At 73.2% G+C, this 19799-nt stretch carries 20 protein-coding genes and 1 pseudogene; 9 read left to right on the plus strand and 12 right to left on the minus strand.

Going from position 1 to position 19799, the window contains the following annotated elements; genetic code table 11:
• Positions 1-18 precede the first annotated feature (18 nt).
• The 4 genes from AC5677_RS04225 to AC5677_RS04240 are packed head-to-tail and all read left to right on the plus strand — an operon-like array spanning position 19 to position 3552.
• Positions 19-615 (plus strand): hypothetical protein, encoded by a 597-nt coding sequence (locus tag AC5677_RS04225; protein ID WP_497193656.1) that lies wholly within the window; start codon positions 19-21, stop codon positions 613-615.
• Positions 612-1586 carry a DUF6895 family protein gene (locus AC5677_RS04230; RefSeq protein WP_497193657.1) on the plus strand — a complete coding sequence of 325 codons (975 nt, stop codon included), beginning with the start codon at positions 612-614 and terminating at the stop codon, positions 1584-1586. The genes AC5677_RS04225 and AC5677_RS04230 overlap by 4 nt, the downstream gene beginning before the upstream one ends.
• On the plus strand, positions 1583-2515 hold the full coding sequence (locus AC5677_RS04235; protein WP_497193658.1) for a DUF6895 family protein: 933 nt from the start codon (positions 1583-1585) through the stop codon (positions 2513-2515). Before AC5677_RS04230 ends, AC5677_RS04235 begins: the two co-directional genes overlap by 4 nt.
• Positions 2512-3552 (plus strand): serine hydrolase domain-containing protein, encoded by a 1041-nt coding sequence (locus AC5677_RS04240; RefSeq protein ID WP_497193659.1) that lies wholly within the window; start codon positions 2512-2514, stop codon positions 3550-3552. The genes AC5677_RS04235 and AC5677_RS04240 overlap by 4 nt, the downstream gene beginning before the upstream one ends.
• Positions 3553-3578: 26 nt before the next feature.
• Here AC5677_RS04240 and AC5677_RS04245 read toward each other — a convergent pair whose 3' ends face one another.
• The 4 genes from AC5677_RS04245 to AC5677_RS04260 form a co-directional block, all read right to left on the minus strand.
• Positions 3579-5609: an ATP-binding protein gene (locus AC5677_RS04245; protein WP_497193660.1), complete on the minus strand. Its 2031-nt coding sequence runs from the start codon at positions 5607-5609 to the stop codon at positions 3579-3581.
• A gap of 424 nt (positions 5610-6033) precedes the next feature.
• Positions 6034-6753, minus strand: coding sequence for an SDR family NAD(P)-dependent oxidoreductase (locus AC5677_RS04250; protein WP_497193661.1), 720 nt, complete (start codon positions 6751-6753; stop codon positions 6034-6036).
• Positions 6754-6874: 121 nt separating this feature from the next.
• Positions 6875-8701: an alkyl/aryl-sulfatase gene (locus tag AC5677_RS04255; RefSeq protein WP_497193662.1), complete on the minus strand. Its 1827-nt coding sequence runs from the start codon at positions 8699-8701 to the stop codon at positions 6875-6877.
• Positions 8702-8872: 171 nt separating this feature from the next.
• Positions 8873-9913: a methyltransferase gene (locus AC5677_RS04260; RefSeq protein ID WP_497193663.1), complete on the minus strand. Its 1041-nt coding sequence runs from the start codon at positions 9911-9913 to the stop codon at positions 8873-8875.
• A 258-nt stretch (positions 9914-10171) separates the two neighbouring features.
• Here AC5677_RS04260 and AC5677_RS04265 point away from each other — a divergent pair, with 258 nt between their 5' ends.
• Positions 10172-10387, plus strand: a complete 216-nt coding sequence (locus AC5677_RS04265) for a hypothetical protein (RefSeq protein WP_497193664.1) — start codon at positions 10172-10174, stop codon at positions 10385-10387.
• Between the two features lie 41 nt (positions 10388-10428).
• On the opposite strand, the gene AC5677_RS04270 is transcribed toward AC5677_RS04265, so the two are convergent.
• Both AC5677_RS04270 and AC5677_RS04275 read right to left on the minus strand, forming a co-directional pair.
• A complete protein-coding gene (locus tag AC5677_RS04270) occupies positions 10429-10869 on the minus strand; it encodes an SPW repeat protein (protein ID WP_497193665.1) in 441 nt (146 codons plus the stop codon).
• 105 nt (positions 10870-10974) lie between these two features.
• A complete protein-coding gene (locus tag AC5677_RS04275) occupies positions 10975-11574 on the minus strand; it encodes a histidine phosphatase family protein (RefSeq protein ID WP_497193666.1) in 600 nt (199 codons plus the stop codon).
• A gap of 312 nt (positions 11575-11886) precedes the next feature.
• On the opposite strand from AC5677_RS04275, the gene AC5677_RS04280 reads away from it, so the two are divergent.
• Together AC5677_RS04280 and AC5677_RS04285 are read left to right on the plus strand one after the other, a co-directional pair.
• Positions 11887-12105, plus strand: coding sequence for a CbtB domain-containing protein (locus AC5677_RS04280; protein WP_403507657.1), 219 nt, complete (start codon positions 11887-11889; stop codon positions 12103-12105).
• 14 nt (positions 12106-12119) lie between these two features.
• Positions 12120-12869 carry a CbtA family protein gene (locus AC5677_RS04285; RefSeq protein ID WP_497193667.1) on the plus strand — a complete coding sequence of 250 codons (750 nt, stop codon included), beginning with the start codon at positions 12120-12122 and terminating at the stop codon, positions 12867-12869.
• A gap of 68 nt (positions 12870-12937) precedes the next feature.
• Here the strand turns inward: AC5677_RS04285 and ribA are convergent, their stop codons facing one another.
• The gene (gene ribA / locus AC5677_RS04290) at positions 12938-13591 is read right to left on the minus strand and encodes a GTP cyclohydrolase II RibA (protein ID WP_497193668.1); all 654 of its coding nucleotides are present in this window, start codon (positions 13589-13591) and stop codon (positions 12938-12940) included.
• 113 nt (positions 13592-13704) lie between these two features.
• Between ribA and AC5677_RS04295 the strand changes: the two genes are divergently transcribed.
• Together AC5677_RS04295 and AC5677_RS04300 are read left to right on the plus strand one after the other, a co-directional pair.
• Positions 13705-14469, plus strand: a complete 765-nt coding sequence (locus AC5677_RS04295) for a creatininase family protein (protein WP_497193669.1) — start codon at positions 13705-13707, stop codon at positions 14467-14469.
• A pseudogene (locus AC5677_RS04300) lies at positions 14462-15121 on the plus strand (RibD family protein); the annotation flags it as partial. The gene AC5677_RS04295 and the pseudogene AC5677_RS04300, both read left to right, overlap by 8 nt.
• A 102-nt stretch (positions 15122-15223) precedes the next feature.
• On the opposite strand, the gene AC5677_RS04305 reads toward AC5677_RS04300, so the two are convergent.
• The 5 genes from AC5677_RS04305 to AC5677_RS04325 all read right to left on the minus strand — a co-directional run bounded on the left by AC5677_RS04305 (position 15224) and on the right by AC5677_RS04325 (position 19737).
• On the minus strand, positions 15224-16219 hold the full coding sequence (locus AC5677_RS04305) for a lysylphosphatidylglycerol synthase transmembrane domain-containing protein (protein WP_497193670.1): 996 nt from the start codon (positions 16217-16219) through the stop codon (positions 15224-15226).
• Complete coding sequence (locus AC5677_RS04310; RefSeq protein ID WP_497193671.1) at positions 16216-17103, minus strand: methyltransferase domain-containing protein; 888 nt, start codon at positions 17101-17103, stop codon at positions 16216-16218. Before AC5677_RS04310 ends, AC5677_RS04305 begins: the two co-directional genes overlap by 4 nt.
• Positions 17100-18215, minus strand: a complete 1116-nt coding sequence (locus AC5677_RS04315; protein WP_497193672.1) for a glycosyltransferase family 4 protein — start codon at positions 18213-18215, stop codon at positions 17100-17102. Before AC5677_RS04315 ends, AC5677_RS04310 begins: the two co-directional genes overlap by 4 nt.
• Positions 18212-18610: a 6-pyruvoyl trahydropterin synthase family protein gene (locus AC5677_RS04320; RefSeq protein WP_497193673.1), complete on the minus strand. Its 399-nt coding sequence runs from the start codon at positions 18608-18610 to the stop codon at positions 18212-18214. Before AC5677_RS04320 ends, AC5677_RS04315 begins: the two co-directional genes overlap by 4 nt.
• Positions 18611-18732: 122 nt before the next feature.
• Positions 18733-19737, minus strand: a complete 1005-nt coding sequence (locus AC5677_RS04325) for a zinc-dependent alcohol dehydrogenase (RefSeq protein ID WP_497193674.1) — start codon at positions 19735-19737, stop codon at positions 18733-18735.
• Positions 19738-19799 lie beyond the last annotated feature (62 nt).

The following is a 19799-nucleotide window of genomic DNA, read 5'->3' on the forward strand; positions in this document are numbered from 1 at the left end:
GAGGGCGACCCTTATGCCTTGTCGCGCATTCTGCGGCAGGGCGACGCGGTGTCCATGGCGGCGCTCCGGGTACTGGGCGCCGACGCGCTCGCACCGTATGCACTGGACCACCGGACACCCCCCGGCGCCGACGACGAGACCGTGGTGCGCGAGACGCTCGCCGCCTATCCGCCGGGAGCGGATGCCTCGGAGGTGTCGACGTGGAGCTACCGGGGCCTGGTCGAGGCCTCGCACTCGTATCTGCCCGGCGGCGCGGGGCACTGGCCGCCGCCACCACCGGCGGGAGCCGACTGGGTGACGGCCGATCCCTGGCCCAAGCTCGCCCACCGGGCCTCCCAGCTGGCCGCGCTCGCCCTCCCGGGGCTGGCACCGGGGCTCACCGAGGACCTGGCGCACCGCACGGACGATCTGGCCCGCGGCTTCGTCCGCGCGGTCCGCCGCCGCGACTGGCTCCAGGCGGCCGGCGTGGGCCGCTGGCTGTCCCGGATGCCCGACGTACCGACGACCCTGGGCCTGGACGCCGGGCTCGCCTTCGTACGGCAGATGAGCGGCGGCGACGCCCGGGTGGCGCTGCATGTCGTGGCCGCCCAGCGGTTCTACGGGCGGGGGTGGTGACCGGCGGCCGGGGCGCCCCGGAGCTGCTGGACCGAATGGTCGAGAACAGCCTGGGGTGGCTGGACGGCGCGCGGCCGTTCTTCCGCCTGCCCGCGAACGCGACCACCGACGCCGATCCGAACCTGACCCTCAAACCGCTCGGCGAACTCGCCGAACTGATGCATGTGATCGCGTCGTTGCACCCGCATGCCGGCATCCGGGAGTCGGCGGACGGGCTCTTCGCGTTCGCCTGGGAGGAGACCCGGGACGGGGAGCTGTTCGCCGAGCTGATCCGCGGTGAGCCCTATGCCACCTACCCGGTGGAGATCTACGGGGTGTTCGCCAGGACCGGGCTGCGCAACGGCGCCGTCGAGGAGCTGCTGTCGACGACGACACGGCTGCGGGCCTGGCGGGTGGCGCGCGAGGATCACACCCGCACCCTCGGTGTACTGAACGCCGAGCGGCGCATCGGGCATCCCCAGCACGCCGATTTCGCCGCGGTGTTGGGGCATACCGCACTGGGCCACCGGCCCGAGCCCTGGGCGCTGGACCGCAAGGCGGTGTACGGCCTGACCCACGACGTCTTCCATCTGACCGACTGGGGCCGCGCCCCCCAGCGGCTGCCCGTGGAGCTCGCCGGCTATCTGCGGCTGTGGCTCCCCTCCTGGCTGGAGAACTGGCTGGAGGAACAACTGTGGGACCTGGCAGGTGAGTTGCTGGCCGTGACGGCCTGCCTGCCCGGAGCCCCGTACGATCCCGTCGCCTGGCAGCGGCTGGCCGCCGCGCAGGCCGCCGACGGCAGCGTGCCCGAGACCGGCTCCGTCCCCTGCCCGGACGATCCCGCCGAGGCCTTCACGGCCTGCTACCACTCCACCCTGGTGACCGCGTTCGCCGGCACCCTCGCCCGGATCGCCCCGGACCCTTCGCGGGAAGGATCCGAGGCGGCGGCGACGGCCGGGCGGACCCCCTGCGAAAGCGAGGCAATCCCGTGACGGTGACGGCCGCACCCGCTCCCCCCGCGCTGCTGCACGGCGTCGGTGACCGGGCCCTGACCTGGCTCGACAAGCACCGCGACTTCTTCCGGCTGACCGACGAGGACCGCGCCACCGGCGGCGCCCTGATCGAACGGCTCAAGCCCATCGGCGAGTTGGCGATCAATATGCAGGTGCTGTTCCGGGAGGGCGTGGCCGGTTCGCGGCAGCATGCGCGCGCCGGGCAGCTGCTGGACTTCGCCTGGCGGGAGCTGCTGGACGGCGGCAATGTGCTGGCCGCGCTGCAGCACGAGGAGCCGCTCTCCCCCGTTCCGCTGGAGATCTATGCGACCTTCCACGAGCTGGGCCACCGCCATCCGGCGCTGGAGACGGCCCTGGAGATCCCGCGGCGCACCGCCACTTGGACGGCGCTGGAGATGGTGCCCAACCGCCGGCTGGGCGTCCTCAACGCCGAACGCAAGATGAAGCTCGCGCCCAGTGACGATTTCGACCGGGCCCTGGCGGCCACCTGGCTGGGCCGGATGCCGGAGCCGTGGACGGTGCAGTACCACATCGCCTACGACCTCACACACACCGTCTTCCACCTCACCAACTGGGGCGAGGCACCGGACCGCATCCCGCCGGGGCCCGCCGACTATCTGGCGCGGTATCTGCCCGCCTGGATGGAGGACTGGGCGGACCTGGAGCACTGGGACCTGCTCGGTGAACTCCTGGTCGTCGACGCCTGTCTGCCGCGGCCCACCCTGGACGGTGAGATGTGGGAGCGGTACGCCGCCGCGCAGTCCGACAGCGGGGCGATGCCGATTCAGCGCGGGATGCCGGCCGGCGATCCGCAGGACGTCTTCGACCAGGTCCACCACCCCACCCTGGTGGCCGCCTTCGCCTCCGCGATGGCCACCTCGCGGTCGCTGTCCGCCGACGCCGGATGAGTGGCACCGGCCCCGGTGGCGCCCTCGGTGACCGTCTCGCGGAGGCGGTCACCCTCATCGACGCCCCGGACATCGTGCTGGCCGTCACCCACCGGCGCCGGCGGACCGTGGTCACGGGCGGCACCGCCCTCGCGCCGCCCACGCCCCGGCACGCGCTGCGCTATGAACTCGGCTCGCTGTCCAAGACGTTCACCGTGCTGCTGCTCGCCGAACTCGCCCGGTCCGGTGTGCTCTCCCTCGACGACCGGGTGGCCGACCATCTGCCCGCGCTGCCGCTCCCGCACGCCGCCTCGCGCGAGATCACGCTGCGGCATCTGGCCACCCACACCTCCGGGCTGCCCCGTATCCCCGCCGATCTGGTGGCCGGCGCGCTGCTGCATCCGTACCGCAACGGCTACGCCCGCTACGACACCGGCCGCCTCCTGGACACCTTTTCCCGCACCCGGCTACGGCACCCGCCCGGCACCCGCTGGCGCTACTCCAACTTCGGGCTGGCGCTGCTCGGCCCGGCGATGGAGAGCGCCGCGGGTACCGACTACGCGACCCTGCTCACCGAGCGGGTGCTGAAGCCCCTGACGCTGACCGGCACCACGCTCGGCGCCGGCACCACCGGAACCGACGCCATCGGCCACCGCGCCAACGGCAGAACGCCGGTCCCCGCCTCCGACATGGGCGGCTTCCGCGCCGCCGGGGCGGTGCACTCCGCTCCGGACGATCTGCTCACCTATCTGGAGGCGCACCTCTTCCCCGAGGACACGCCGCTGGCCGGGGCGCTGCGCGATGTCCAGGTACCGCTGCTGCGCCGCGGCTGGCGGCACCGGCACACCCACACGCTGACCTGGTACCAGCACCCCGCCCCGCGCGGGCCGTTGCTCTTCCACGTCGGGGCGACCTTCGGCCAGCAGGCGTTCCTCGGATTCCAGCCGGCCTCCGGCATCGGCCTGCTGGCGATCGCCACCCGCCGCGGGCGCACCTGCCACATGGTCGACACCGCCTACGAGCTGCTGTACGAGCTGGCCGGCGACCCGGTGGTCTGAGGCCGCCGCCCGCCCTGGGAGGGTCCTCAGAGATCGCCCGCCAGAACCTTGGCGAGGGAGGCCTCGGGGCGGGCCTCGGTGCCCCGGCGGAAGGCGTCCGCATAGGCCTCGTCGCCGATCGCCGCGCGGGCCCGCTGCTCGCACTCCTCGCGGACGGCGCGCAGTTCCGGCGTGCCCCGCTGCGGGTGCCCGACCGTGCGCCAGTAGGCCTGGCCGGTGCCGTAGACCACCGCGGCGCTCTCGCCGTTGCCCTGCGCCGCCACCGCGGCGGCCAGCAGATCGAGGCCGAGGGCGATACCGAAGTTGTCGCCGATGCCCTGCTTGGCGACGAGCATGGCGCGGGCGTGGCCCGCGGAGTCCTCGGGGCGACCCTGGAGGAGGGCGATCAGGGAGAGCTGGTAGTCGGCGTAGGAGCGGGCCCAGTATTCGCCGTGCGCCACACAGCCGTGCCGCAGTTCGGTCGCCTCGGCGCGTGCCTCGGCGAGCCTGCCCAGGCCGGTGAGGGCGAAGATCCGGATGATGTGGCAGCGCAGCCGGGCCGCGGAGTCGAACGGGTCGTCCGGCATCGGGCCGAGCACATGGTCGGCGACGGTGTACGCGGCCAGCGGGCGGCCCGCCATCAGGTGGGTGAGGCCGACGAGATAGCCGGCCGCGCGCATCGCCTCGGCGTCGGAGTACTCGCGGGCCGCGCGCGAACACTGGCGGCCCAGTTCGTCGGCGGTCTCCAGATCACCCTGGAGCAGCAGGGCGACGCCGAGCATCCACAGCGCCCGGGTGCGGGCCGGGCTCGGGCCCTGATGGGCGGCGAGGGCACGCTCCAGATAGCCGCGGGCCTCGTGCAGATGGCGGCAGCAGCTCCAGAAGAAGCCGATGCAGGCGCTGAGTTCCTGGGCGCTCTCGGGGTCGACGACCAGGAGGTGGTCGAGCGCGGTGCACAGGTCCACATGGGCTTCGGCGACCCGCTCGTACCACCGGACCTGGTCGCCGCTGAGCCAGCCGATGTCGGCGCGGCGGCCGAAGCCGAGGAAGTGCCGGGCGTGCCGGTCGGCGAGCGCCGCCGCCTCGCCGAGTTCCTCCAGCCACAGCCGGCCGTACTCACGCAGCGTGTCGAGCATGCGGAAGCGCTGCCCCTCGCGGCAGATCACCGATTTGGCGGCCAGGCCCGCGAGCCCGCTGTGCACCTCCGGTGCGGTGAGCGGGCCGCCGGCGCAGACCGACTGCGCGGACTCCTCGTCGAAGGTGCCGCGGAAGACGGACAGCCGGGCCCACAGCAGCCGCTCCAGCGGTGCGCACAGCTCGTGGCTCCAGCCGATGGCGGTGCGCAGGGTGCGGTGCCAGGGGGGCCGGGCCATGCCGTCGCCGTCGAGCGCGTCGAAGCGGGAGTTGAGCCGCTCGGCGACCCGCTCGGCGGAGCTGCCGGCCAGCTGGGCGCCGGCCAGCTCCAGGGCCAGCGGGATGCCTTCGAGGCGCCGGCAGATGGCGGCCGCGGCCGCCGCGTTCGCCGGGTCGGTCAGCCGGAACCCGGGGGCCGCCGCCGCGGCCCGCTCGCTGAACAGGGCCAGCGCATCGCCGTCCCCCTCGACCGGCAGCGGTTCGACCTCGGTGACCCACTCGCCGACCACGTCCAACGGCTGCCGGCTGGTGATCAGTACGGTCACCAGCGGGGCGGCCGTCAGCAGATCGCCGATCAGGTCCCGGCAGGCGTCGACGAGGTGCTCACAGGAGTCCAGCACCAGCAGCAGCTGCTTGTCGCAGAGCCAGTCGCACAACGCCGCCACCGGCATCCGCGCCGTATGGTCGGACAGCCCCACCGCATCACACACGGTGGCCGCCAGCAGCCGGTCGCCGCGCAGCGGCCACAGATCGGCCCACCCCGCCCCACCCGGATAACGCGCCACCGCGGCGCCCGCGGCCCGCATCGCGAGCCGGGTCTTCCCCACACCGCCGGGACCGGTAAGGGTGATCAGCCGATGCTGCGTCAACTCGATGGTCAGTCGGCGCAGTTCGTCCCTACGTCCGATGAAACTGGTGGATTCTTCGGGAATGTTGCTCGCCACGGCCTCAGTGTGCCTCACGCTGCGCTTGGCTGGCTTCCCACGTTTTCGGCTGTCCCGCCGTGGGGGTTGTTGTGCGTTGCGCCTGCGGCGGGCGTGGGTTTGTCGGGTGCGGTGACGTCCCTACACGGCTCCGCCGCTACGGGCCGCCCCCTCCCGTGGGTGGGTGGGAGAGGCCGGTGGGGGCGGACGTTTCGTGTTCAGGTGCAGGTGGTTGTGTCCACAGGGTGCACCTGACCACCGACGCACGCCCCCACTGTCCTTCTCCTCACCCCCATCGGGGAGGGGCCGGGCCGCAGGACGGAGTCCGGAGGCCCGGTCCCGCAGCCGAACAGCCTCGCGCAGCGACCACAGCCCGCCGCAGGCGCAACGGCGACAAACCCCCACGGCGGGACAGCCGACAACGTGGGGCGCAGGCATTGCGCAGCTACCCGCAGCGAACCCCACCGTCCACATAAAGATCGTGCATCGTGATGTGGCGGGCCCGGTCGGAGACCAGGAAGGCGACGGCCTCGGCGATGTCGAGGGGGTCGGCGATACGGCCGAGGGGGGTGTCGCTGTGCGGGGCCTGCAGGTCCCCGTAGGTGCAGCCGGGGGATACGACGTTGCAGCGCACGCCGCTGCCCGCCAGTTCCAGGCCGAGGGACTTGGTGAAGAGGGTGGCGGCGGCCTTGGACGCGGCGTAGGCGGCGAGCCCGGCCCGAGGTGCGCCCGCGACATGGGAGCCCACGGTGATGATGCTGCCGGCCCGGCGGGCGGTCATTCCCCGGGCGACGGCGCGGGAGAGGTGGAAGACGCCCGTGGTGTTGACGGCGAAGGTGTCGTCCCAGTCCTGGTCCGTGAGTTCGACGACGGACGCGGTCCGCAGCACACCGGCGACGTTGACGAGGATGTCCAGTGGGCCGACGGTGCGTTCGGCGTCGTCCACCAGGGCGTCGACGGCCGTGCGGTCGGTGATGTCCACGGCGCGGGCGGTGATCCGCGCCCGCCCGTACGCGGCCTCCAGGGCCGCTGTGCCGTCGGCGTCGCGGTCCACGGCGATCACCCGCGCGCCCTCTTCGGCCAGCAGCCGCGCCACGGCCTCACCGATGCCCCGCCCGGCACCGGTGACCAGCGCCGTTCGCCCGGACAGCTCGGAATCCCACACGCCGTATCCCCTCGCCTCATATTTAATTAGGTAAGCCTAACCTAATAAACGAGGTGTGAGTCCAGACGCGCATCGGACCCGGACCTGCATCGGGCCCGGTGCCGGCACCGGCCGCCCTCCCTCAGGGCGTAACGATCGGGAAGTTGGGGTCCCCGTCACCGAGCAGCCCGAGGAGTTCGCTCAGTGCCCCGGTTTCGCCCTCCTTCGTCACCCCGGCCGCGCCCCGGCCCGCGAGGAGGTCCAGCAGCTGGGGCTTGGTGAGGGTGAGGGTCAGGTCCGGGCGGCGCTCCCCGGCGGTCTTCGGGGGGCCGGGCGAACTGAGGTGGGTGAGCGCTCCGTTGGAGAGCGTCAGCTGCCAGGTGCGGTCCTCGTCGGCGAGGTACCAGTCGAAGGTGAGGGCGGCCGTCCAGGCCCGGGGGCCGTCGATGCGGATGGCGAGCGAGTCGATGAGCTGGTCGACGGTCAGCGCCTTGGTCATCTCGGGGTTGGTGGGGTCGACCCGTACCTCGGCCGGAGTGCCGCGCAGTTCCATGGCGCCGGTCAGATAGAAGTTGCGCCAGGTGCCGTTCTCGCAGCCGTGGCCCAGCCGGTCGTAGACGGTGGCCAGTTCCTGGCGGGCGGCGGTGTGGCCGGGGTCGGCGAAGACGGCGTGGTTGAGGAGCGTGGCGGCGAAGCGGAGGTCGCCGTCGTCCGCGTAGCGCCTGGCGGTGGCGACCGTGGCGTCCACGCCGCCCAGGGACTCGACGTACCGCTTGGCCTGTTCGACCGGCGGGTGTTCCCACAGATGGGCGGGATTCCCGTCGAACCAGCCCATGTAGCGCTGATAGATCGCCTTGACGTTATGGCTGAGCGAGCCGTAGTAACCGTGTCCGGCCCAGGACCGCTCCAGGCCCGGGGGCAGCCGCAGCTCCTCGGCTATCTCGGCGCCGGTGAGGCCCTGGTTGAGCAGCCGCAGGGTCTGGTCGTGCAGATACGCGTAGAGATCGCGCTGGTTCGCCAGCAGATTGCGGATCCGCTCGTTTCCCCAGGTCGGCCAGTGGTGCGAGGCGAAGGCGATGGCCGCGTCGGCGCCGAAGAGGGCGAGCGCCTCGTTGAGGTAGCGGGCCCAGTTGCGGGCATCGCGGACGACCGCGCCGCGCAGGGTCAGGATGTTGTGCATGGTGTGGGTGGCGTTCTCGGCCATGCACAGCGCCCGGTGGGCCGGGAAGTAGAAGTTCATCTCTGCGGGTGCCTCGGTCCCCGGGGTGAGCTGGAAGACGATCCGCACGCCGTCGACGATCTCCTCCTGGCCGGTGCGGGTGATGTCCACGCTCGGCGGGATGAGGGTGAGGGTGCCGGTGGACATGGTGGTCCCGAGGCCGCAGCCGATCTGGCCGGCCGGGCCCTTGGGGAGTTCGGAGCCGTACATGTAGACGGCGCGCCGGGTCATCGCCGTGCCGGTGGCGATGTTCTCGCTGACCGCGTGCTCCAGGAAGCCGGCGGGCGCGAGGACCGGCGGGGTGTCGTGGCCGGGCGGGAGCACCCCGCGCCCGCCGCCGAAGTGATCGGCGTGCGAGTGGGTGTAGATCAGGGCGGTGACCGGGCGGTCCCCGCGGTGCTTGCGGTAGAGCTCCAGCGCGGCGGCGGCGGTCTCGGCGGAGATCAGCGGGTCGATGACGAGGACGCCGTGGTCGCCCTCGACCAGCGTCATATTGGACAGGTCCAGACCACGTACCTGGTAGATGCCGTCCGTGACCTCGTACAGGCCCTGCCGGCTCACCAGCCTGCCCTGCCGCCACAGGCTCTCGTGTGCGGTGTCGGGGCAGTTTCCGGCCAGAAAGCTGTAGGCCTCGGCGTCCCAGACCGTGCGCCCGTCCTTCGCGGCGACCTCGGGCGGGAAGAGGGCGGCGATGAAGCCACGGTCGGCATCGGCGAAGTCTTCATGGTCGTCGACGGGCTGAACGGCCACCTGGCACCCCCTCTCCGAGCGGGCGGGACGGCGGGACGGCGGCGTGGCCGTCCGGCGGGCCAGGGTCCTTACCATCGATTTAACCTCAATGTGCGGGCATGCCGCATATGCACGCCCGCCCGGTCACGGCGTCCGCCCGCGGCCTCCGGCCCGTCGCCCCGCCCCTCGGCCTTACACCGGCTCGGCCTCGATCAGGGAGAACCGGCTGGGCTGTGCCAGCCGCGTCACGGACCGCAGCGCGAAGCCCGCACCGCGGCACAGCCGCTCGAAGTCGTCGCGGGTGCGCTCCCGGCCCCCGACGTTGACGAGCATGTTGAGGTCGCTGATGTAGACGACGCCGGCCGCCGAGGGGTCCACGACGGGCGGCAGCACCGGCTCGATGATCAGCAGCCGGCCGTCGTCCGGGACGACCCGGCGGCAGTGACGGAGGATGTCCGTGCACTGCGCGTCGTTCCAGTCGTGGATCACGCTCTTGAGGACATATACCTCGGCGCCTTCGGGAGCCGTGGTGAAGAAGTCCCCGCCGACCAGGGAACAGCGGCCCGCCAGCCCGTCCCGCGCCAGTGTGCCGGGGGCCTGCGCGAGCCCTTCCCCGAGGTCGAAGAGGATGCCCTTCAGGGAGGGATGGGCCTTGAGGATCGCGGCGAGGAGCGTGCCGTCGCCGCCGCCGATGTCGGCCACGGTCGAGAAGCGGCCGAAGTCGAAGGCCGCGGGCACCTGCGCCGCCGTATCGCGGGTGGCCTGTCCCATCGCGGCGTGGAAAACGGCGGCGAATTCCGGCTGTTCGGCGAGATGACCGAAGAAGTCCTGGCCGAAGATCGCATCGAAGGCCGGCTCGCCGGTCCGCATGCTGTCGTCCAGATGCTCCCAGGACCTGAGCAGGGTGGGGTCGGTGAACATCCGGATGAAGGAGTGCATCGACTGCGGCCCGTCGGAGCGGAGCAGGGCGCCGGCCGGGGTGAGGGCGAACCGTCCCGGGGCGTTCTCGGCGAGCAGCCCCAGTCCGGCCAGCGCCCGCAGTAACCGGGCCAGGGGCTGGGGTTGGACCGCGCACTCCCCCGCCAGCTCGTCGGCCGTGCGCTCGCCGTCGCCCATCAGGTCGGCGACCCGGAGGCGGGCGGCGGCGCCCACGGCGTGCGAGGCCATGGCGCCGTACGCGATCCGGGTGAGCACCTCACGGGCCTCGTCGACCGGCCGATTCTCGCGGGGCATGCGGGAACACCTCTCTGTTCAACGGCGTTACGGACAGGGCTTTCTGCGTCATGGCGGGACTCCTGCGTTACGCGCAGGGCTTCCCAGGGCACAACAACGCCTGTGGCGTGGTGGCCGTCGGCTCGTCACACCCATCCTTATTAGGCAAACCTAAGTAAGCCTGAGCACCCTAAGTTCTCCGGATCACCGGGGCAATGCCCTGCGATCCGGCCCGTACGCCGCGACCACCGGCTCGCTCCGGGAGGGGAGGGACGCCCCGTGTCCCCCGACGACGACCGCCAACCCGGCGACCGCGCCGGGCAGTTCCGGCGCGGCGCCGCCGGGCTGCTGCTGACCGCCGCGCTCGGCAGCCTGGGCACCGGCATCGCGTTAGGACACGGCCTGCTGATGGCGGGCGGGCTGGTGCTGGCCGGGATCTCCGGGCACCTCCTGACCCCGGACACCCGCCGGCCCGTTCACCCTCGGCGAGGGTGAACGGGCCGACGGCCCTCACCTACCCCGTTGCGGGGCACGCCTCATGTCGTACGGCGGCTCTTTGCTGCCGCCCCGATGCACATCGCCCCCAGCAGGAACGTAAGGGCACCGATGATGACGTTGTTCCAGATCACGCCGGCGTCCGGGCTGCTGCCGACGATCCAGGGCGCCACGATCATCCACACGCCCATGGCGCACATGGCGCCGCTCAGGCCGTACATGCGGTCCGGTGTGACGGTGAACCCGATGGCCAGCAGGGCAATGGCGATGCCGAGGATCAGGTTGTGGGTCAACAGAGCGGGCTGCGATGCCGCGTAGTGGACGATCCACGGCGACGCGGCGCAGTACAGGCCGACCAGGAACACCGGCCCGTCCACGAGGATGACGTCGCGCCCGCCGAGCACGCGCTCGTAACGCTCCTGCATCTCTGATACGTCGGGGTGACCTGCGAGATCTCCCCTGTGGTGTGAGACGTCGGCCATGCGACTCGCCTCCTTCGCTGCACAAGCCTGGCCGTCTCGCGGCATAGGAACCGCGCACTCTTTATTCTGCGCTTATGTCGCCTTTATGTGTAGATGAGCGGCAGGTCAAGTTTGCGGACCCGCAGCCACGCCTCCCGGCAGCGCCCGGCCCAGCCCCAGATTCCAGCGCCCGCCCCGCCCGCTCAGCTCGGTCGCCGTCAGCGGCGGCACATCCAGCCGCCAGAAGGTCTCCACCGGGACGCCCAGGGCGCACACCACGGCGGCGCGCACCACGTCCACCTCCACAACGGCCACCACCCGCCCGGAGGTGGCGGCCAGCCGCCCGAGCCAGGCCTCGGTCCGTACGCAGAGGTCGCGCAGCGACTCCCCGCCGTGTCCCGCGAACCCGGGGTCCGACAGCCAGGCGGACACCGCCTCCGCTTCGGTCCCGGCCACCTCGGCCAGGGTCCTCCCCCGCCAGCGGCCCATCGCACAGCCGGGCGGCCCCGGCTCGGGCGCGGGATCCACCGGCAGCCCGAGCTCCTCGGCCGTCCGGCGGCACCGGGCGGAGGGCGAGACCACGATCCGCGCGGCGGACGGCAGATTTCCGGCCACCGCACGGGCCCGCCGCAGACCGGCCTCGCTCAGCGGCCCGTCGTCGTCGAAACGCACCTCGCGCTGCGCCTCCCCGGCGGCCGGTGAGATCAACATCACCCGAGTTGTCATGGCCTCTTCTCTCCCTGTCCCTCCACCACGGCAACAACTGCCCAGTTCACGAGAGTTGTCCGGTCGGCGCGCCCCGCGCTGCGCCTCTCCGCCCCCTCCGTGGCCTTGGCCCGCCGGTCGGTTCGCGGTACCTTCCCGATGATATTGACGACGACATGACGGAAGCCGGTGGGATCCCGGCGCGGTCGCGCCACTGTATGTCCGGTTTTGACGCAGCCCCCAGGGGCCGGGACCGGGCGAGCCAGACCCGGCATGTCGTTAGTACTCCCGCAACTAGGGACGCGAGTTCCCCCTATCAGGAGGTCCCCTGCCATGGCTCAGACCATCGCACCCCCGGCCACCGGCACCGCCGCCCCGGCCCCGCTCCCCCTCAAGGCCATCGCCCCGTGGGCGCTGTTCGTCGGCGTCCTGATGCTCGTTCTGCTGTACTTCGTCGGCGCCGAGCAGGGCGCCACCTCGCTGCTCTCCGGTACGGACGTCCACGAGTGGGTCCACGACGGACGCCACCTCCTCGGCTTCCCCTGCCACTGATCGGACGCCGTTCCATGAACTCCGTCACCGTCAGAAATCTCCTGGTGCGCGGCATGCTCGCCGGTCTGGGCGCCGGCCTCCTCGCCCTCGTCGTCGCCTATGTGCTGGGCGAGCCGAGGGTGGATGCCGCGATCGCCTTCGAGGAAGCGCACAGCCACGAGCACGAGATGGAGGTCGTCAGCCGCGCCGTGCAGTCCACGGCGGGGCTGGCGACCGGCGTGCTGATCTACGGCGTGGCGCTGGGCGGCATCGCCGCGCTGGCGTTCTGCTTCGCGCTGGGCCGGATCGGCCGCTTCGGCCCCCGGGCCACCGCCGCGCTGCTCTCCGGCGCGGCGCTGCTCGCCGTCTACCTCGTACCGTTCCTCAAGTACCCGGCCAATCCGCCGTCCATCGGTGACCCCGACACCATCGGCAAGCGCACGGCCCTGTACTTCCTGATGATGCTGCTCGGCATCCTGCTCGCCGTCGGCGCCACGCTCTTCGGCCGGCGGCTGGCTCCGAAGCTGGGCAACTGGTACGCCACGGTGGCGGCCGGCGCGGCGTTCGCCGTCGCCATCGGGATCGCGTACGCCTTCCTGCCGTCCATCAACGAGGTGCCGAACGGCTTCTCCGGCACCCTGCTCTGGCAGTTCCGGCTGTCGGCGATCGCCATCCAGCTGGTGCTGTGGACGGCCTTCGGGCTGCTCTTCGGGCACCTCGCCGAACGCGTCATCACCCCGGCCCGGGACACCGCGGCCGCGGAGGCGGCACCCGCGGCGTCCTGACGGCGCGGGGGCGGTCGGCCCACCTCGGAGGGCCCGCGACGTACCTGCGTCGCGGGCCTTTTCGTACGTCAGGACAGGCCGGGGATGCCGTCCAGATGCGGCAGGTCATGGTCGAGCCGTTCCCGTTTGGTGCGCAGATAGCGGATGTTCTCCACACCGGGCGGCATCAGCAGCGGGACCTGTTCGGCGACCGCGATACCGTGCCGCAGCAGCGCCGCCCGCTTGTGCGGATTGTTCGACAGCAGCCGCACCGAACGCACCCCGAGGTCCCGCAGAATTCCGGCCGCGACGTCGTATTCGCGGGCGTCGACCGGCAGTCCGAGCGCGATATTCGCATCGACCGTGTCCAGCCCGTCCTCCTGCAGCTTCATCGCCCGGAGCTTGGCCAGCAGCCCTATCCCCCGGCCCTCATGGCCCTGCACATAGACGAGAATTCCGCGGCCGGCCGCCACGATCGCCGCCAGCGCCGCGGACAATTGATCGCCGCATTCGCAGTGCGTCGAGGCGAAGACATCACCGGTCAAACACTCCGAATGCACCCGGGTCAGTACGGTCTCCCCCGCGACGTCGCCGTGGACCAGGGCCACTTGCTCGGTCCCGCGGCGGATGTCGAGATAGCCGACGGCGAGGAATTCGCCGTGTGTGGTGGGGAGTCGGACCGCCACCACCCTTTCCACCAGGGTGTCGTCATCCGCAGCGATTTCGGCATCGGGGTCCGTCATGGCGCGATGGTACCCGGCGCGGGCGGCCGGTTGGCATCGGTTGGCATGATATGCGCGCATGCCTATGCTGCGACGGCCCGGCGAATGAACGCTACGAAAGGCGGCACCCCGTCATGACCGCTTCGGCACACCGGATTTCCGCCCGCGGGCTCTTGCCGGCGGAAACCACCCGGGAGGTCGGGGTCCGGCGGCCGCACTGCGCGCTGCTGCCCATCGGCAGCTTTGAACAGCACGGCCCCTTCCTGCCGTTGACCACCGATACGGTCATCGCCTGCACCATCGCCGAGCGGATCGCCGCCGACCGCCCGGTCCTTCTGCTGCCGCCGCTGACCGTCTCCTGTTCCCACGAACACGCCGCCTGGCCGGGCACCGTCAGCATTTCGGCCCGCACGCTGCACACCGTGGTGACGGACATCGCCGAATCGCTGCGGCGGTCGGGCATCCATGACCTGATTCTCGTCAATGGGCACGGCGGAAATTACGTACTGCGCAACGTGGTTCAGGAATCCGCCGGTACCGGGACGCGGATGGCGCTCTTCCCCGGCTCGGCCGACTGGGAAGCGGCGCGCACACGGGCCGGTGCACAGACGTCGGCGCACAGCGATATGCACGCGGGAGAAGTGGAGACCTCCATTCTTCTGTATGCCCATCCCGAATTGGTACGGCCCGGATATGAATCGGCGGAATCGGCGGATTGCGTCGCCGAGGAACGCGGGCATCTGCTGACGCTCGGTATGTCGGCCTATACGGAGTCCGGAATCATCGGACGCCCCTCCCTCGCCTCCGCGCACAAGGGCGGGGAACTCCTGGCCGGGCTGACCGAGGCATTCGGCGCCTGTGCGGAGCTGTTCGGCATACGGGCGGCATCCCATGGCTGAGCCGCTCGACGCGACGGCGGCCTGGGAGCGGCTGCGGCGCATCCGTACGGCGGACGACGCCGAGGCCGCCGGGCTGGTGCCGGACGGGAACGGCGGACTCCGGTGGCGGGCGGCCGCCGCACCCGAGGCGGCGCGGCTGGCCGAGCGCTATCTGCCGCTGTGCCTGGCCGGTCCCCGGGTCGCGGTGGCGCAGCTCGGGCAGAGTCTGGACGGCTTCATCGCGACCCGCACCGGCGACGCGGACTATGTCACCGGGGAGGAGGACCGCCGCCATCTGCACCGGCTGCGCGCGCTGACCGATGCGGTCGTCGTCGGGGCCGGCACCGCCGTGGCGGACGATCCCCGGCTGACGGTACGCGCCTGCGCGGGCGACAATCCGGTGCGCGTGGTGCTCGATCCGCGCGGCCGGGTGCCGCGCCGGCGCCGGGTGTTCCTGGACGGGGCCGCACCGACGCTGTGGGTGGTGGGGCCGGAGGGGGCCGCACGGGCGCGGGAAGCCGGCGTATCCGGTGCCGGGTCCGGCGTCGACGTGCTGCCGCTGCCCGACGCCGATGCCTTCGCCCCGCGGCGCCTCCTGGCGGCCCTGGCGCGGCGCGGTCTCGGCCGGGTGCTGGTCGAGGGCGGCGGCGTCACCGTGTCGGGGTTCCTGCGGGCGCGGGCGCTGCACCGGCTGTATCTGACCGTCGCCCCGGTGCTGCTCGGCGACGGCGTGCCCGGTCTGCGGTTTCCCGGTACGCCGGTGATGCGCGAGGCGCTACGTCCGCCGCTGCGGCGCGGACTGCTCGGCGAGGACACCCTCTTCGAGCTCGATCTGCGGGCGTCCGCCGCGCAGTCCGGCGACCCCGCGCACGATGAGCACCCCGGCGCCCGGCAGGCTCGCGGCGAAGGCGAGGACGCCGTAGACGACGGCGGTGGCGAGCCCTTGCGCCGCGCCTAGTCCGGCCGCGCCGAACGCCCACGCCGCGACGCCTTCCCGCGGGCCCCAGCCGCCGACGTTCAGCGGCAGCGCCATCGCCAGCAGCGCCAGTACCGCCAGCGGCACCAGCTCGGCCGGCGGCGCGCCGACTCCCGCCACGCGGGCGGCGAGCAGAAACATCCCGAGGTAGCCCGCCAGGACCACCACGGACGAGAACGCCACGCCCAGCCGGCTGCCGCGCGCGAACAAGGCCCGGCGGGCCTCGGCGAGCGCGGCGCGGACGGCCCGCGCGCCGCGGGAGGCGCCCCGGCTCCAGCAGGCGACGCCGACCGCGAGGGCGCCCGCCACGGCCGCCGCGATCACCGCGCCGGGCGCGCCGAGGAAGCGGCCGGCCCGCGCGAGGACCGGGGACGGCCGCAGCAGCAGCACCGCCGCGCCGGCCAGGCCCAGGACGAGCTGGCCCGCGGTCCGTTCGAGGACGACGGCACGTACGCCCCGTCCCAGGTCGTGGGCGCGTTGGCCGTGCCGTACCGCGCGGTGCACATCGCCGAGCACGCCGCCGGGCAGCGCGGCGTTGAGGAACAGGGCGCGGTAGTAGTCCGCGACGGCCCGGCCGAGCGGCAGCCGCAGTCCCAGGGCGCGGGCCACCAGGCACCAGCGCCAGGCGCTGAACACCGTGGTGAGCAGGCCGATGCCGAGCGCGGCCGACAGCGCCCCGGCGTCGATCCGGCGCAGACCGTCCAGGAAGGCCCGGGACCCCAGGTGCCACACCAGCACCGCGAGGATGGCCAGTCCCCCGAGGACCCGCAGCCACGCCCAGACGGACCGTTTCATCGTGTGCCCCCCGCGTCCGGAGGACCGGAAGCCGGGCGCGGCCGGGGCAGTGCCAGCAGATCCGTGTGCTGCACGGTGACGCGCAACTCCCCGGCGGCGCAGGCCGCCAGCCGCCGGTGCAGATACCCGTCCGGCCCGTCCAAGCGGGCCGCCAGCGCCGGCCGCTGCTCGCGGGCGGCGGCCACCCAGCCGCGCAGCCAGTCGGCGGTGAGCGCGGCCTCCGGGGCGGCCAGCCGCCAGGGGCTGGGCCGGGTGAGGACCGTCGCGCCGCACCGCTCGAACGCCTCCGTGGCCGCCGCCACCGCGTCCGGCCCGAGCAGCCGCCGCCCGCCTGCCGTCCGGCGCTGATGGTCGTTGAAGGCGGCGCCGATCTCGTCGTCGAGCGGCTCGTACGGGGTGAGCGCGACGCGCCCCGCGACGGAGAGCGCCAGCAGGGCGGGGCAGCCGGCGAGGGTGCAGGCCTCGGCGAGCCCCGCCACCTCGTCGCGGGTGAGCAGATCCAGCAGCGCGGAGGCGGTGACCAGCATGGTCCCGGTGAGCGCCGCGGCGGTCAGCCGGGCGAGGTCGCCGCGCTCGGTGGTGGCGGTGACGGCCGCCCCGTCGGCGGCCGTCGTGGGCAGCGTCTGCCGGGCGCGGGCGAGCAGCGCCGGGTCGTGGTCGTGCAGGATCCAGTGCTGCGGGCCGGGCAGCCGGGGCGCGAGCCAGCGCCCCATGGAGCCGGTACCACAGCCCAGGTCGCGGATCACCGTCCGCGCGGCCCCGGGCCGGGCGGACAGCGCGGTACGCAGCGGGGTCAGCAGTCCGGGCGCGCGGGCGGCGGCATCGGCGGGCTCCCGCAACTCCAGCCATTCCGGGGCGAATCGCGGCCGCCCGGCCGCCCTCACACCGCCGTCCGGGGCTCGCGCCGAAGCCGTTCCAGCACCCCCGCCAGATCGTGCGACGTTGTCTCCCACCCCGCCAGCATGGCACGCCGCCCGCGCGCCGAGATCTTCAGCCGCCGCCGCAGCGCCGGATCCCCGAGCCAGTCGCGCAGCGCCCCGGCGAGCGCCGCGGGGTCGCCGGACGGTACGAGAAGCCCCGGCACGCTGCCGTCCGGGGCCTTCCCGACCGCCTCCGGAATGCCGTCGACCGCCGTCGCCAGTACCGGAATCCCCCGCGCCAGCGCCTCGGTGACGACCATTCCGTAGGTCTCGGCATACGACGCGAGCACCAGGAGATCGGCGGCCGCGTAACTCGCCGCCAGTTCCGCACCCGCCCGCGGCCCGACCAGACGCACCCGGCCGTCAAGCCCCAACCGTCCTGCCTTTGCTCGCAGTTGCTCGACGTAGCCGGGGTTCCCGCGCACCCCGCCCACACAGTCGCAGCTCCAGGGCAGGTCGGCGACGTCGGCGAGGGCGTCCATCAGCCGGTCGTGGCCCTTGCGGGGGATGACCGCGGCGACGCAGAGCAGCCGGGTCGCGCCGTCCGTTCCGGGGGCGAGGGGCGCGGCGTCGACCCCCGGCGTGGCGACATGGACCCGGTCCGCCGCGAGCCCGTGCCGCGCCACCAGCCGCCGCGCGGCCCACCGGCTCGTGGCCACCACCGCCCGTACGGCATGCAGGGTGCGGCGCTCCCGGGCGTCCAGTTCCGCGGCCACGCCGGGGGCGAGCCCGGTCTCGTCGGCCAGCGGCAGATGCACCAGCACCGCCATCCGCAGCCGTGCGGCCTGTGGGGCGAGGACCTCCGGGACGCCGCAGGCGACGAGCCCGTCCAGGAGGACGAGGGCGCCGTCCGGCAGCGCGGCCAGGCGGCGCGCCAGGGCGTCGCGGGCCGCCGGGTCCGGCCGTGGCCACCTCCCGGGCACGGCGGCCGGGTGCACCCGCCATCCGGCCGCCGGGAGGCCTCGGCACACCCGGCGGTCGTAGGTGTTCCCGCCGCTGGGGGCGGCCGGGTCGGCCACATCACCGGGCAGGACGAAGTGCACCACGCGCTCCTGGCCCGGCCCGGTGTCGGTCACAGCGTGCGCTCGTACGTCGCCCAGGCGATGTGCGACTCGTGCAGGGTGACCGTTATCCCGGCCAGCTCGCGGGCGCCCTCGCCGAGGTTGCCGGCCTGTACGCGGTCGGCGAGCCGGTCGGCGATGACCTTGGCCAGGGCCTCCGTCGAGGTGTTGATGCCGGCGAAGGCGGGCTCGTCGTCGAGGTTGCGGTAGTTCAACTCCCCGATCACCCCGCCGAGTTCCTGGGTGGCCAGCCCGATGTCGACGACGATGTTGTCGGCGTCGAGCTCGGCGCGGCGGAAGGTGGCGTCCACGACGTAGGTCGCGCCGTGCAGACGCTGCGCGGGCCCGAAGACCGCGCCGCGGAAGCTGTGGGCGACCATCAGGTGATCGCGGACGGTGATGCTGAACAAGGTGGTCCTCCGGTGGTGTCGGACGGGGGGGGTGGCAGGTGGGGGCAGTCGGGGCGGTCGGGGCAGGTGGACGCGGGTGCGCGCGGCCGGAGCGGGCGGGGGCGCGACCGCGGCACCGAGGGCTAGGGTCTGTCCACCGGGGCCGCGTCCGCTTCCCCGTACCGGATGCGATGGCACAGCGCCGGCAGCTCACCCGTGGCGAGCCGGGGCAGCACCTGGGGCAGGTCCGTGAACGCGGATTCGCCGGTGATCAGCGCGTCGAAGGCGGGGTCGGCGAGCAGATCGAGGGCGAGGGCGAGCCGGTCGGCGAAGGTGCGGCGGGCACGGCGCGCCGGGGAGACCGCGCCCACTTGGCTGCTGCGGACCGTCAGGCGGCGGGAGTGGAAGGCCTCGCCCAGCGGCAGGCTGACCGGCCGGTCGCCGTACCAGCTCAGCTCGATGACCGTGCCCTCGGTGGCCAGCAGTTCGAGCGAGCGGGCCAGTCCGGCCTCGGTGGCGCTGGCGTGGACGACGAGGTCGCAGTCGCCCAGCGCTTCCTGGGGCGGCGCGAAGGCGACGCCCAGCGCCGCGGCCGTCCCGGCCCGTGCGGGATCCGCGTCGACGAGCTGCACCCGGACACCGGGAAAGCGGGCCAGTACGGCGGCGACGCTGCACCCGACCATCCCCCCGCCGACCACCGCGATCCGGTCCCCCACCAGCGGCGCCGCGTCCCACAGGGCGTTCACGGCGGTCTCCACCGTCCCCGCCAGCACGGCCCGCGACGCGGGGAGGCCGTCCGGCACGGGGACGACGGCGCTCACCGGGACGACATAGTGCGTCTGATGCGGATAGAGGCAGAACACCGTACGGCCCAGGAGCCGTGCGGGCCCCTCCTCCACGACCCCGACGCTGAGGTAGCCGTAGCTGACGGGTCCCGGGAACTCCCCTTCCTGGAACGGCGCGCGCATCGCGGCGTACTGGCTCTCGGGCACCCCGCCGCGAAAGACCAGGCTCTCCGTCCCCCGGCTCACACCGGAGTACAGCGCGCGCACCAGCACCTCGTCCTCGCCGGGTCCGTGCAGCGCGACCTCGCGGATCTCGCCCCGGCCGGGAGATGCGACCCAGAAGGACCGGGCGACGCGCGACATCGGAAACCTCCTGGACGCTGCGGCAGTGGTGCGTGAGTGCAGGTGGGCGGCATGCCGGTGAG

The organism is Streptomyces sp. JLSY215 (genome assembly GCF_059682825.1).

Bases quoted from the DNA above. Each gene is read 5' to 3' on its own strand.
- AC5677_RS04240 (WP_497193659.1), top strand. From the start codon at position 2,512: ATGAGTGGCACCGGCCCCGGTGGCGCCCTCGGTGACCGTCTCGCGGAG.
- AC5677_RS04260 (WP_497193663.1), bottom strand. From the start codon at position 9,913: ATGCCCCGCGAGAATCGGCCGGTCGACGAGGCCCGTGAGGTGCTCACC.
- AC5677_RS04270 (WP_497193665.1), bottom strand. From the start codon at position 10,869: ATGGCCGACGTCTCACACCACAGGGGAGATCTCGCAGGTCACCCCGAC.
- AC5677_RS04275 (WP_497193666.1), bottom strand. From the start codon at position 11,574: ATGACAACTCGGGTGATGTTGATCTCACCGGCCGCCGGGGAGGCGCAG.
- AC5677_RS04280 (WP_403507657.1), top strand. From the start codon at position 11,887: ATGGCTCAGACCATCGCACCCCCGGCCACCGGCACCGCCGCCCCGGCC.
- AC5677_RS04285 (WP_497193667.1), top strand. From the start codon at position 12,120: ATGAACTCCGTCACCGTCAGAAATCTCCTGGTGCGCGGCATGCTCGCC.
- ribA (WP_497193668.1), bottom strand. From the start codon at position 13,591: ATGACGGACCCCGATGCCGAAATCGCTGCGGATGACGACACCCTGGTG.
- AC5677_RS04295 (WP_497193669.1), top strand. From the start codon at position 13,705: ATGACCGCTTCGGCACACCGGATTTCCGCCCGCGGGCTCTTGCCGGCG.
- AC5677_RS04305 (WP_497193670.1), bottom strand. From the start codon at position 16,219: ATGAAACGGTCCGTCTGGGCGTGGCTGCGGGTCCTCGGGGGACTGGCC.
- AC5677_RS04325 (WP_497193674.1), bottom strand. From the start codon at position 19,737: ATGTCGCGCGTCGCCCGGTCCTTCTGGGTCGCATCTCCCGGCCGGGGC.